This is a genomic window from Desulfovibrio piger (assembly GCF_012843875.1).
Taxonomy (GTDB): Bacteria; Desulfobacterota; Desulfovibrionia; order Desulfovibrionales; family Desulfovibrionaceae; genus Desulfovibrio.
Window position 1 is genome coordinate 41,226 of sequence record NZ_JABAFY010000016.1, and the last position, 12,346, is coordinate 53,571.

11 protein-coding genes are annotated in these 12,346 nt (G+C 55.2%); 10 read left to right on the forward strand and 1 reads right to left on the reverse strand.

Annotated elements, in window-relative coordinates; translation table 11 throughout:
- Positions 1 to 7 precede the first annotated feature (7 nt).
- From HF854_RS05980 to HF854_RS06025, 10 genes are read left to right on the forward strand one after another with little or no spacing between them, the layout of a single operon-like run.
- Positions 8 to 736, forward strand: coding sequence for a VirB8 family type IV secretion system protein (locus tag HF854_RS05980; RefSeq protein WP_168935477.1), 729 nt, complete (start codon positions 8 to 10; stop codon positions 734 to 736).
- 10 nt (positions 737 to 746) lie between these two features.
- Positions 747 to 1,622, forward strand: a complete 876-nt coding sequence (trbG, locus tag HF854_RS05985; protein WP_168935478.1) for a P-type conjugative transfer protein TrbG — start codon at positions 747 to 749, stop codon at positions 1,620 to 1,622.
- Between the two features lies 1 nt (position 1,623).
- Positions 1,624 to 2,835 carry a TrbI/VirB10 family protein gene (locus HF854_RS05990; protein WP_240937672.1) on the forward strand — a complete coding sequence of 404 codons (1,212 nt, stop codon included), beginning with the start codon at positions 1,624 to 1,626 and terminating at the stop codon, positions 2,833 to 2,835.
- A gap of 10 nt (positions 2,836 to 2,845) precedes the next feature.
- Positions 2,846 to 4,813: a type IV secretory system conjugative DNA transfer family protein gene (locus HF854_RS05995; RefSeq protein WP_168935479.1), complete on the forward strand. Its 1,968-nt coding sequence runs from the start codon at positions 2,846 to 2,848 to the stop codon at positions 4,811 to 4,813.
- Positions 4,810 to 5,316, forward strand: coding sequence for a conjugative transfer signal peptidase TraF (gene traF, locus HF854_RS06000; RefSeq protein WP_205906047.1), 507 nt, complete (start codon positions 4,810 to 4,812; stop codon positions 5,314 to 5,316). Before HF854_RS05995 ends, traF begins: the two co-directional genes overlap by 4 nt.
- Positions 5,317 to 5,319: 3 nt before the next feature.
- On the forward strand, positions 5,320 to 5,508 hold the full coding sequence (locus HF854_RS06005) for a hypothetical protein (RefSeq protein WP_168935438.1): 189 nt from the start codon (positions 5,320 to 5,322) through the stop codon (positions 5,506 to 5,508).
- Complete coding sequence (locus tag HF854_RS06010) at positions 5,492 to 7,780, forward strand: zincin-like metallopeptidase domain-containing protein (protein ID WP_168935480.1); 2,289 nt, start codon at positions 5,492 to 5,494, stop codon at positions 7,778 to 7,780. Before HF854_RS06005 ends, HF854_RS06010 begins: the two co-directional genes overlap by 17 nt.
- Positions 7,777 to 9,762, forward strand: coding sequence for a type I DNA topoisomerase (gene topA / locus HF854_RS06015; protein ID WP_168935481.1), 1,986 nt, complete (start codon positions 7,777 to 7,779; stop codon positions 9,760 to 9,762). Before HF854_RS06010 ends, topA begins: the two co-directional genes overlap by 4 nt.
- A gap of 9 nt (positions 9,763 to 9,771) precedes the next feature.
- Positions 9,772 to 10,710: a recombination-associated protein RdgC gene (gene rdgC, locus HF854_RS06020; protein WP_168935482.1), complete on the forward strand. Its 939-nt coding sequence runs from the start codon at positions 9,772 to 9,774 to the stop codon at positions 10,708 to 10,710.
- Between the two features lie 43 nt (positions 10,711 to 10,753).
- Positions 10,754 to 11,347, forward strand: coding sequence for a phage tail protein (locus tag HF854_RS06025; protein ID WP_168935483.1), 594 nt, complete (start codon positions 10,754 to 10,756; stop codon positions 11,345 to 11,347).
- On the opposite strand, the gene HF854_RS06030 is transcribed toward HF854_RS06025, so the two are convergent.
- A complete protein-coding gene (locus HF854_RS06030; protein WP_168935484.1) occupies positions 11,344 to 11,721 on the reverse strand; it encodes a hypothetical protein in 378 nt (125 codons plus the stop codon). The genes HF854_RS06025 and HF854_RS06030 overlap by 4 nt on opposite strands.
- Positions 11,722 to 12,346: the final 625 nt, after the last annotated feature.

The window sequence follows — 12,346 nt, forward strand, 5'->3', positions numbered from 1 at the left end:
ATTTCACATGTTTTTTAAGAAAAAAGAAAAGGCAGAAACAGCTCCTTCTGGGGATGAGAAAAATCCGTATCTCAATGCCCGCCAAGAGTGGCTGGAACGCTATGGCTCGTACATCAGCCGCGCTGCGCAGTGGCGACTGACAACCATCATCGCCCTGGTTCTCCTGGCAGGCTCTATCACCGGCAACGTAATCCAAGCCTGCCAGGTCAAAGCGATTCCGTACATCGTCGAAGTGGATAAGCTTGGCAAATCGGCTGTTGTCGCGCGTGCAGATCAGGCCAGCGCAACGCCATTACGCTTGATTCAGGCTGAAATCGCAGCCTGCATCTCCGACTGGCGCACTGTTACCGCAGACATTGAGCTGCAAAAGCACATGATCCAGAGGCTCAGCTACTTTGTGGCTGGCAGTGCCAAAGGGGTACTGAAGGAATGGTTTGCAACGAATAACCCCTATGAAATCGCCAAGTCCGGGAAGTTGGTGCATGTCGAAATTCAAAGTCTGCCCCTGCCTGTCAGCTCGGACTCCTACCGTGTGGAGTGGACAGAAACCATCCGTTCTCATGCAGGTGTAGTGCTTGAGCAGCACACCTATGAAGCCACGGTCAGCATTCAGATTTCACCGCCGACCTCAGAGGCCGTCCTGCTGCGGAATCCGGGCGGCATGTATATCACAGGTCTCTCCGCAAGCCGCGTCTTTAAAAACTTTGGGCCTGCCCCGTCTTCTGCCATCCAATAGGAGTTCTCCCATGAAATATCTTGCCTTGGTGCTTTTTTTGGTTCTTGCCCCTACGGCTGCAATGGCGGCTTCCCAGGAAGCTGCCCCGCAATTGCCTCCTGACTTTTTGAATCTGCCTGATTTTCTCAGCAATGACACCGTGCCCCTTACTCAACGGGAGAAGAAAGCGCTCAACCTGACTCGTGCCTGGGCCGGGCGTGGCCCCGCACCGGTTCTCTCTCATTCCGGGAAGCTGGTCTATGTGCATGGTGCATCGTTGCCGACAATTTTGGCCAGCCCCATGCAGGTCTGTGATGTGGAGTTGCAGGCGGGGGAAAAAGTCAATGAAGTCATCGTGGGAGATTCCGCCCGCTGGATGGTTGAAACAGGCTCCGCAGGAGAAACGACACATTTGTTCATCAAACCGGTGGACGCTGGTCTGGAAACCACGGCGGTGGTCACGACGGATCGCCGAGTCTACCATCTTCGCCTTGTCTCTCAACGCACAGGGCACACGCCTTATGTGGGGTTTGTCTACGCAGACTCCATGAAACAGCAGATAGCAGCCAAGAAAGCTGCGCAGGAACGGGAAACCTCTCGCAATACCGCCATGCTGGATGGGAAAAGCGTCGATATTTCCAAGCTGAACTTTAACTTTGAAGTCCGGGGGAAGGCCTCCTGGAAGCCGGAACGTGTCTTTGACGACGGGGAAAAAATCTACATTCATCTGCCGCGCAAAAGCACGGAACTGCCCGTACTGCTGGCGCGCAGAAAAGGAGAAAATGTCCTGGTCAACTACCGTGCGGATGGGAAAAAGCTGGTCGTTGACGGCATCTTTGACGAACTGACGCTGTTGCTGGGCGTAGGATCAGGCAAAGAAGAGATTCGGATCATCAGGAAGAGCTAGCATGAAGGATGAATCCCCCAACGGACTTGTCATGTCCCCTGAACCTGTCGTGGCCAGGATGGGGCGCTGGCCGTTATACGCACTACTGATCGTGCTGATCCTCTTATTGGCTGCACTGATATACAGCGTCAATTTTGCCCATGACCCTCAAAAAAAGGAAGGGCCACAAAAAGCGGCGACAGTCGGCGAAGAGGACAAGCCTGTCTGGCTTGTCGAAGGAAGCGGGCTTGCACTTGATCCCAAAAAAGACAGGACAAGCGGCGTAATGGTGCCCCCGGAACCCGCCAAGCCGGAGCCTATCGTTGTTGTCCAAAGGGAGGCCAAGCCGGATCAGCAAATCGAAAATATCAGGCGGGTCAGGGCACAATCGTACATGAATGCTCTGACTGCTCCTCTGGTCGCCAAGCGGGTATCCAGCGGAGGAAGCACCGTAGTCACGGCATCAACGGCTCCGGGCACAGCCTCCACCACGGGATCGGATGTCGTTTCTTCTGCGGCGTCTGCCGGTGCGGATGGCTACTACAACCCTGCCGCTGATCGTGACAAAGAGGCCTTTTTCGACCGTGCCCGCAAGGATACGTCCTGGCAGCTTCCTGAGCAGCGCACTGAGGGGATGCCCCTGGAGCTGAAGACCGGGGCCGTAATCCCAGGTGTGATGCTGACGGGTATCAATTCCGATCTGCCTGGCAACATGATCGCGCAGGTAGCCCAGAACGTCTATGACACGGCGACGGGCCTGAACTTGCTTATTCCACAGGGCGCTCGTCTGTACGGCATTTATGACTCCCGTGTCGTATATGGCCAGCAGCGTGTCCTGATTGCCTGGAACAGACTCATTTTCCCCGATGGATCGTCGATTTCCCTTGGCGCAATGCCAGGTGCTGATATGGCCGGTATGGCAGGCTTCAATGACGATGTGGACAACCATTACGCCCGGATTTTCGGATCGGCTCTTATGATGTCGCTGGTCTCTGGGGGCATGGCCTACGCTCTGGACGGGGCCAATGACAGCACGGAGACGGACAACGGGACACGCATGACTGATGAGATGACGGCCTCTCTGGCGCAGCAGCTTGGTCAGACAACGACGACGCTCCTTCAGCGTAACCTGAGCATCAAGCCCACGTTGGAGATCAGGCCAGGCTACCAGTTCAATATCGTGGTCACGAAGGACGTAATCTTCAGGGAACCCTACACGCGCTGGCGGCACTGAGGAGAGGGAAATGGCGCAGCAGCAAGAATATGGCCTTCAGACAACCGAGGCCAACCGCAAGCATACTGTCTTATGGGCATTTATGGCGGCAATACCGCTCTTGGCCCTGCTGGGCATGGAGATGGCAACGCTGAAAATCGCGTCTGATTACGGCTTCCATCCCATGCTGGGGCAGCCCTGGTTTTCGGTGTTAGGTGTTCCAGTCTATGCCCCGTGGCGTGTTTTTACATGGGAAGGCATCTCCCAACCCGTCATGGATAATGCCCTTGTACTTGGACAGGCATTCTTCCTGCTGCCGCTGTTCCTTGCCCTGTTATGTGTCGTCGCAGCCAGGCGTCTCAAAGGAAACCAGGAACTGCACGGATCGGCCCGCTGGGCACGAAAAGCAGAAATCGCGCGTATGGGCTACCTCGGCGGACAAGGTGTGTATGTCGGTGGATGGTTCGATACAAAAAAGAACATATTACGCTATCTTCGACATAACGGCCCAGAGCATATCCTGTGTTTTGCTCCTACACGCTCAGGCAAGGGGGTGGGCCTGATCCTGCCGACGCTTCTGTCCTGGCCAGGCTCCACCCTGACCTTGGACATTAAGGGGGAGAATTGGGCGCTCACTTCCGGCTGGCGCAAATCCCAGGGGCATAAAGTTCTGCGTTTTGCTCCGGCGGATTCGTCCGGCTTCGGCTGCGCTTTCAACCCGCTGGATGAAATCCGTCTGACTTCGCTGGAAGCTGTCCAGGATGTTCAGAATCTGGCCCTTATGCTGGTCGATCCTGACGGTAAAGGCCTGGAAGACCACTGGACAAAGGCAGCCTTCGCCTTTTTTTCAGGCTTGATCCTGCATTGCTGCGTGGTTGTGCGCTCTCGGCAAGGGCGCATGCCGTCTCTTCAGGAATTGACGCTGATGATGTCTGATCCTGACCGTACAACAGCGGAACTGCTGGATGAGATGATGGTCATGGATCACGCGATGCTGTTTCGGGAGTTCGCTCCGGACGCGGACGCCCGTGTTGGTGAGGCCTGTCATATTTTCATAGCCAGCTCGGCCCGCGAAATGGCCGCAAAGGCGGAGAATGAAGCCTCCGGCGTCCTGTCGTCGGCGCTGGTCAATATGGCCATTTATCGGGACCCCATCATCAATATCAACACAGCCCGCTCGGATTTTCATATCCATGACCTCATGAACCACGAGACGCCTCTGGACTTGTATCTTGTGACACCTCCAGACGGCATAGATCGGGTGCGTCCCCTGATGCGGCTTATGCTTGATATGATCGTGCGCCGTGTCTGTTCCAGCATGGAGTTCAAGGATGGTGCCAGCGTCGCTGGATACAAACACCGGCTCCTGTTCATGCTGGACGAGCTGACGAGCTTGGGCAAGGTGCCGATTTTGGAGAAAGCCATTGCGTACATCGCCGGTTATGGCGGCAAGCTCTATCTGATCGTGCAAGACACCAAGCAGCTCAATGGAGTCTACGGAAAAGACAATGCCTTGATGGCTAACTGTCATGTTCGCATAGCCTATGCGCCGAATGACGCGGAGACAGCGGAACTTCTGTCGAAAATGACCGGCAAAACAACCGTTGTGGAAAAAAAGGACTCTGTCTCCATCAGCAAGAGCGGGCGTTCCCGATCCATCAATATCGCAGAGACAGCCAGGCCCTTGCTGACACCTGACGAGTGTTCCCGCCTCCCTGGAGCGGAGAAGGACAGCAGCGGAAAGATTACCAAGCCCGGACATATGCTCATTTTTACCGCTGGCCAATTTCCAATATATGGAATGCAGATTCTGTACTTTAAGGATTTGGTCTTTTCGCAGCGCGCTAAAATCCCTGCGCCGGGAATTTCGGAAAACTCACCTGCCGGGATGACCGACTCTCTCTATTTCCCTCGTGAGGTTCCCCTTCCTATCGAGCCGAAAGAGCAGGACATAGCGGCACCTGTGACGTTCGAGAGTTTCCTGGAAGATCGGCCATGAAGGCAATTTTGATATGCCTCGTTGGAATGCTGCTCCTGTATTGTGCTGGCTTCCGGTTCAACCCAACACCGTCGTTGCCAAAAGGCATTTACCGCATCGTTTCTGGGACTCCAGAACGTGGGGATTTCATCGCCTTCTGTCTGAAATCGCCTGTCTGGACACTGCTGGCCAAAGAACGTGGCTACCTTGCTCCTGGCTCATGTCCCTCCGGTCTGCGCCCATTGCTGAAGCAAGTGGTGGGGATGCCCGGAGATGCCATAACGGTAGAGCCTGACGCCATACATCTCAGCACAGGCTCTGGATCGAGCCGCTGGCCCGCTGCCCGGCATGAAGATTCCGCAGGCCGCCTCTTGCCTGGCAGCTCTCTGGAATCCGGGATGATTCCTGACGGCATGTGCTTGGCGTTGTCCGATCATCCCGGCAGCTTTGACAGCCGATTCTTCGGGCTGGTGCCCTTGGCCGACGTGGTCAAAGTCAAGCCCGTTTTTACCATAAAGGAGTGAACTATGGATAAAACTGAACAGGTCGCAGCGGCTGCCGATGCTTTCAACCAGGCTGAACAGGGGTTTGGCGTGGCTCTTGACCCTGATCTGGCTGAAGGGATGGGCGCGTTTACGGAAGATGCTCTGACACTGGAAGCAGTGATGGACGACGCCCTGCTTGCGGCGCAGGGAGGGGATGATGGCCACAAATAAAAAGGATCGGATTCCTTTCCATGAGGAGTTCGCGGAGAAAATCATCAAGATGTTGGAAGAGGGAACCGCGCCGTGGCAAAAGCCTTGGACGCCCGCCCAAAACATGGCTCCTCGCAATCCTCTGTCCGGGACAGTTTATCGTGGGGTCAACCGCTTGCATCTTGCCATGCAGGGCTATGCTGATCCACGCTGGATGACGCTGAAGCAGGCCAATGATGCTGGCTACCGCATCAAACAGGGCAGTCGCTCCACGCCTGTCGTCTACTACCAGTTCACCCGCGAGCAGGACAAAATGGACGAAAATGGACAGCCTGTCCTGGGAGATGACGGTACACCCGTTCGTGAGACGGTAGAACTGGCACGGCCCATTCTTCGCATGGCTCGCGTTTTTAACGCGGCACAGGTGGAAAACTTCCCTCCGATCCCGGAGCAAGAGAAGGCCTTTGCCTGGAATCCCCAAGAGAAGGCTGAAGCTGTTCTGGCCAATTCCGGCGCTATCATCAGGCACGATCAGCGTGACCGGGCATTCTATCGCCCGTCGAGTGATGAAATCCACCTGCCTCCCAAAACCCGCTTCGCACAAGCCGACCAGTATTATGCAACGGCATTGCATGAGCTGGGGCACTGGACAGGGCACCCTGATCGCCTGAATCGGGAGTTCGGTCCCTTCGGCTCCTCCACCTACGCCAAAGAAGAGCTGCGTGCAGAGATTTCCTCCTGGATGGTCGGGCAAGACATTGGTGTCGGGCATGATCCCGGACAGCACGCCGCATACGTAAAATCATGGATCGCCGCACTGAAGGACGATCCTCTGGAAATAATGCGCGCCTGCCGTGACGCTGAACGCATCCATGACTTTGTTCTGAGTATGGAAATGCAAAAAGAAAAATCCGTTGAGCACGCTATGGATGAGGCTCCCGAAACAATGGATATGGCCCCTCCGCCTGTACAAGCTGCGCAGGAAAGAACCTACCTCCATATACCGTACCAGGACAAAGAACAGGCTAAGGCGCTGGGTGCCCGCTGGGATGCTCGTCAAAAACAGTGGTATGCCCCGGAGGGGACTGACCTCGCGCCGCTGCGGCAGTACCTGTCCGCTCCTGAAAACAAGCCAAGCATGGAGTTTGCCTCCAAAACAAGCCAAGAGAAGACATATCTTCACGTCCCCTACAAGGATAAAAACGTGGCCAAGGCGCTGGGTGCCCGCTGGGATGCCCGCCAAAAGCAGTGGTATGCCCCGGAGGGGACTGATCTTGAGCCGCTACAGCGGTTCCTGCCGAATCCTGAAAGATGCCGGGACATGGATACCCTCTCGCCGCAAGAGGAGTTTGCTCGGAAGCTGGCTGACCTTGGCCTTGATTTGAAGGGACAGCTCCCAGAGATGGACGGACAAATCCATCGAGTTCCCCTTCTGTCAAAGCAAGGGCATGGTCTGGATGGGAGCTACTGCTTGCATGGAGATGGACGGCCTGCGGGCTGGGCACAGAATCATGTCACGGGAGACAGGGTGAAGCTGGTTGCGTCTGGGGTGATTCTGTCTCCTGCTGAAATTGAAAAACAGCGCCAGGAACGAACGGCACGACTTCAGGCTCAGGAGCAGGAGCGTGCCAAGGCGCATGAGGCTGCCGCACAGCGATGCCAAGCCATGTGGGACAGTTTTTCCTGGGCGTCCTCCTCTCCCTACCTGGAAAGGAAGGGAGTATCGGCCTTTGGCCTCAAGGAAGACCAGGGCAACCTCATTGTGCCGCTCAAAAATGCAGAGGGCCAGTTGCGCGGCTTCCAGGCCATTGCCCCGGATGGCCAGAAAACATTTGCAAGAGGTATGGAAAAAAAAGGGAATTTCCATCTGATCGGTGCCGATGAGAAGGACTTATCCCAGGGAGAAATCCTCCTGTGCGAAGGGTATGCCACGGGGGCATCCCTGCATATGGCCACGGGAAAAGCCGTGGCTGTCGCTTTTGACTCCGGCAATCTGCTGCCTGTAGCTGAAGCGATCCGCGCCAAATACCCTAATGCGGCAATTACCATCTGCGCAGACAATGACCACTCCATACAGAGAGAGGGCAAGCCGTATAATGTCGGCCTGGAAAAAGCCAAAATGGCTGCTCAGAAGGTCAATGGCTCTGTCAAAACGCCCCTGTTCACCGAAAAAGAAAAATCGCAAGGCCTGACGGATTTCAATGACCTGCATAAAGCACGCGGACTTGAAGCTGTCCGGCATCAGCTGGGATTAGGGCGAAAGATCGAGCAGGAAAAGGAGCTTACTCGATGAGACTTCTGATTGTTGAAAGCCCTGGCAAGATTAAGAAATTGCAAAATATTCTTGGCGCTGAATGGCGTGTTGCCGCCAGTTGCGGCCATGTGCGTGACCTGCCGAATCAAGGCTATGGCTTGGAGCCGCCGAACTTTGAACTGCGCTATACACCAACCAAGCCGGACGTCCTAAAGAAGCTCGCCGGCTTGATTCAGGATGCTGACGAGGTGTTCCTGGCATCTGACCCCGACAGGGAGGGAGAAGCCATTTCCTGGCACCTCAAAGACGCGCTGGGGATCAAATCCTATAAACGTGTGACCTACACGGCCATCACGCCGCAGGATGTCCAGGCAGGACTGAGTAGCCCGCGTGAGATAGATATGAACCTCGTCCATGCTCAAGAGGCTCGTCGTGCGCTCGATCGCCTGTGCGGCTATAAAGTGTCTGGGCCGCTGTGTATGGCTGTTGCTGAAGAAAAGATGTCCGCAGGCCGCGTGCAAAGTCCGGCAGTTCGACTTGTTGTCGAACGTGAGCGATCCATCCGCTCATTCGTCTCCACCACGCACTATGGAGTCGAACTGGTGTTTGAGGCTGTAGCGAATATTTCTGACGGTTGGAAAGCCTCTTGGCTGCCCAAAGAGGGGTGGCTGGAAGATGGGCAGGAGTACTTCCTGGACAAAAATACTGCGGAAAAAATAGCTGCCCTGCGCACGTTGGAAATTCTTGCGTGCGACGAAAATGAACGCCGCACCGCTCCCCCGGCTCCTTTCACGACTTCCTCGTTGCAGCAGGCGGCCAGCAACGCGCTCAAGTTCAAGCCCAAAAAGACTATGGATTTGGCGCAAAAGCTCTATGAAGCCGGGCAGATTACCTACATGCGCACAGACAGCCCTAATCTGAGCGATAGCGCTATTGCTGAAATCCGGGCGTACTGTGACGCTCAAGGATGGCCACTGCCGGAAAAGCCTCGTACCTGGAAAAGCAAAGCAGGAGCACAGGAAGCCCATGAAGCCATACGCCCTACCCATATCGAGGTGGAAGATGCCGGAGAAACGCCGGACGAAAAGGCGTTATATCGCCTGATCCGCATTCGTGCGCTGGCCAGCCAGTTAGCCGATGCCGTGTTTGATGTGCGTGTGGCCAGACTGGCCGGTAGTGTGGAAGGCAAAACAGCCATATTTGAGGCCAAGGGACGGACACTCAAAGAACAGGGCTGGAAAATGGTGATGGCACAGGATGCGTCGCTCAGTGATGCCGAAGAGGCCGAACCCGATAACGCTGTCCCCTCTCTCAAGCCCGGATGCCAGGCAACAGCAGTTCGAGGCGACGTTAAGACCAAAAAGACCAAGCCTGCCTCCAGGTTCTCTGAGGCCTCGTTGATCCGGGAGATGGAAAAGCGCGGCATAGGCCGTCCTGCAACATATGCTGCCATCATGGAAACCATCGTTGCACGATCCTATGTCCGGGAGGAAAAAAGTTTCCTCGTACCCACGCCGCGCGGTGAAAAACTTGTGGACGCCCTGGTCGGGGCATTCGGCTTCCTGGATTTGGATTTTACCAAGCACATGGAAGAGCGTCTGGATGACGTGGCCAGCGGTAAGCTGACCTATGTGGACTGCGTCAGAGACTTTCATACCCAGCTCATGAAAGAGCTGGATAAATTCGTTTGTGACCACACCATCCCATGCCCTGAATGTGGCGACCGCGAACATTTCAGACATATCCGTTCCAAAGAAAAAGGCTGGAATTTCTGGGGGTGCAAGGCCTGCGGGACTACGTTTGCTGATGAGCATGGCCGTCCCGGCGCGAAGCAGGAGAAGGAGAAGACACGTTCTGAAGAAACGGACTTCAAATGCCCCAAGTGTGGCAAGCCCCTGGTGGTCAGACCTACCAAGTCCGGGGGGGTCTGGTTCGGATGTTCTGGTTTCCCGAAATGTAAAGTCAGGTTCTGGGCCAAAGATGATGGAACCCCTGATGTTGAAAATCCTCCCAAGAATTAAGGAGTAAGTATGGCAGGCTTGAAATCCTCGTCCACAGACCTTTCTTGTTTCCACTTTTCTGACACCAAGGCCGTCACCGCTGCCAAGCTCAAGCAATTTGCTTTCCGCTCCATTGACGATGCCAAAACGGAAGAACTGGCCTTTGGCTGGGTAAACATTGATGATCCGATGGATACGGCTTGGCAGGTTTCCCCTCCAGACAAAGGCGAATGGCTTTGCTGGGCGTTCCGCATGGATAAACGGTCTGTGCCTGCTCAGGTCGTGAAGAAGCATCTTGCTGAAGCACTGAAAGACGAGCTGGCAAAATACTCCGCCCAGGGCATTGATGGTGTTCCCCGGACACGGAAAAAAGAGCTGAAGGAAGCGATCCGTCTGAAACTTCTGGCCAAGGCAGAACCCGTGCCCTCCACGGTGGATGTCGCCCTGAACCTGGCTAATGGCACTTTGTATGTGGCGACGAAGTCCAAAGGGATACTGGAAAAGTTTAAGGACTACTTCAAATCTTCTTTTGGCATCGAGGTGGCAGAATTACAGCCCGTGGAAAACATGGGAGCGTGCCTGCATACGCTCTATGCTGAAGGTCTGACAGCCGATGTGAATGGAGACAGGTATGAGCTGGCAGAAGCGGGAGTCATCACGCTCTCTGGCCTGGATGCCGACAATGAGCAGGTGACGATTACTGCCAAGAATGACCGGGCTGCCGTGGATGCCGGACTGGAAAAAGGTTTCGGCATCTCCAAGCTGAAAGTCGGCATGACGAAAGCAGACGATGCGGCAGAATGGACGTTTTCCTTGGAAAGCGACAGCCTGCGGATTTCTGCTATCAAGTGTCCGGCCTCGTCCAGTTCCGAGCCTGAAGATGACAACCCGGATGCTGGCCTGCTGGAAAAGCTCTACCTGCTTGACCAGGTCGTGGCCGTTACCAAACAGCTTTTTGGTCAGCCGTAGTTCAATCCGAGGGGGGCACCGCCCCCCTCATATGGAGCCTCCAATGCAAAAATTTTTTGTGTTTTTGGTCTTCACCCTCTGCCTGCTCATTCCGATCCGTCCAGTCTGTGGGGCGGACTCCACGACGTTTAATCCGACAACCGTTGCGGTCATCGCAAAAGGCACCAGTTCCATCCCTGTCGGTACGATTATCTCTTGGCCGGTTGCACAGAATCCGGCTGATTGGCAAAATTCTGACGGCTCTTATAACTGGCTGGAATGTAATGGACAAAGTATATCGAAGACAGTTTTTCCGGAACTGTTTGCGCTGGTAGGCGGACAAGTGCCCGATCTGAGGGGGCTGTTCCTCCGAGGGCACGGCGGAAATTCCGCAGGACTGGGAGAACAGCAGGGGCACGCCATGCGGGATATTTCCGCGTCAGGCAGTATTAGTGTAGGGTTTGGCGGTTATCTGAGCGGGAGTGGCATTTTTAAGCCTGTAGGAAGCCACAAGGTCACAGTTATCCGGGGAACATGGGACAACAATTGGAGCAGCACCAATTATGGCCTTGATCTTTCTGCCGGTGGAGTTCCCGTGGCCAATGAGGTACGCCCCGATAACCAGGCCGTCCGCTATCTCATCAGGGCTATCCCTTAACGCGCCCGTATCAGGTAGCGTACAGCCTGATTCACTGGACGAATTTCACCATCGACCGGAGTAACACGCGAAGCGTAGAAATTGGCTCCCCGTTTACTCCAGTCCGAGCCTTCGGAACGATGCACACCGGAAGCCCAAGGGCTGCCATAGTACATGGCCCCTTGGGTGCTTGTTCCCCAACCAGGTGCGATCAGTTCAGGAAAGCTCCCCCATATCTCCCGGATCGCATCCCCCTGAACCTGACCAAGTTCCGCACTCTTGTGTGTCACGGTGCCATAATGCGTTGACGTATGGGAGCCGTGGCCACACAAAAAAAGCCCTCTCAAATCAGGCACCTGCCCGCCCATGAGCGCAAACAGTTCCGGGTAGCTCATGGCCGTTCATCAAACAGAGAATCCTTGAGCAAGATAGGAGGATAAGATATACCCGTTTTGCACGGCTCCCCTCTGGCCTGAGCGTCGGCACGGCGCAAACGGAAAAGGAGGGCTTGCCATGCGGAAGATCGTTTTCGCTCTATTCGTCGCAATGGCCCTTGTCCTGCTGCTGGCGTCCGCCGTCAGATAGCAGTTGACCCCGGCCCATATGCGGTGGGTCGGGGTCGTAAAAGATAGTCCGTCGGTGGTAGCCGTGCACGGGGGCGCGAACCGCGCCGTGCCAGCCCCGGTTTCTGCCTGCCAGCAGGAGCCGGGGTTCCCTTTTTATATAAATCCCTCTCCCCCCTTTGGCAAGCCTTCTCATGGCCGGGCACGCACCAGGTAGCGCACCGCCATATTCACCGGCCTGTTTTCATTTCCTGTTGGCACTACACGAGAAAGATCAAACATGGTGGTGTGCTTGGTATAACTTCCGCTTCCAATGCCAAAATAGCCGTCAACATAAGAGCGTGTTTGGAAACTCATTTATCAATAATGAAACGTTTCAACAGTATGCTTGCCATGGCTATTTGAATCATGGACTCAGACACATCAAGGCGTCGCTCGTAATCCCGCACAAGACGCC

What these genes read in the sequence shown, in the direction of transcription:
- HF854_RS05980 (WP_168935477.1), top strand. Translation starts at nt 8, where the DNA reads ATGTTTTTTAAGAAAAAAGAAAAGGCAGAAACAGCTCCTTCTGGGGAT.
- trbG (WP_168935478.1), top strand. Translation starts at nt 747, where the DNA reads ATGAAATATCTTGCCTTGGTGCTTTTTTTGGTTCTTGCCCCTACGGCT.
- HF854_RS05990 (WP_240937672.1), top strand. Translation starts at nt 1,624, where the DNA reads ATGAAGGATGAATCCCCCAACGGACTTGTCATGTCCCCTGAACCTGTC.
- HF854_RS05995 (WP_168935479.1), top strand. Translation starts at nt 2,846, where the DNA reads ATGGCGCAGCAGCAAGAATATGGCCTTCAGACAACCGAGGCCAACCGC.
- traF (WP_205906047.1), top strand. Translation starts at nt 4,810, where the DNA reads ATGAAGGCAATTTTGATATGCCTCGTTGGAATGCTGCTCCTGTATTGT.
- HF854_RS06005 (WP_168935438.1), top strand. Translation starts at nt 5,320, where the DNA reads ATGGATAAAACTGAACAGGTCGCAGCGGCTGCCGATGCTTTCAACCAG.
- HF854_RS06010 (WP_168935480.1), top strand. Translation starts at nt 5,492, where the DNA reads ATGATGGCCACAAATAAAAAGGATCGGATTCCTTTCCATGAGGAGTTC.
- topA (WP_168935481.1), top strand. Translation starts at nt 7,777, where the DNA reads ATGAGACTTCTGATTGTTGAAAGCCCTGGCAAGATTAAGAAATTGCAA.
- rdgC (WP_168935482.1), top strand. Translation starts at nt 9,772, where the DNA reads ATGGCAGGCTTGAAATCCTCGTCCACAGACCTTTCTTGTTTCCACTTT.
- HF854_RS06025 (WP_168935483.1), top strand. Translation starts at nt 10,754, where the DNA reads ATGCAAAAATTTTTTGTGTTTTTGGTCTTCACCCTCTGCCTGCTCATT.
- HF854_RS06030 (WP_168935484.1), bottom strand. Translation starts at nt 11,721, where the DNA reads ATGAGCTACCCGGAACTGTTTGCGCTCATGGGCGGGCAGGTGCCTGAT.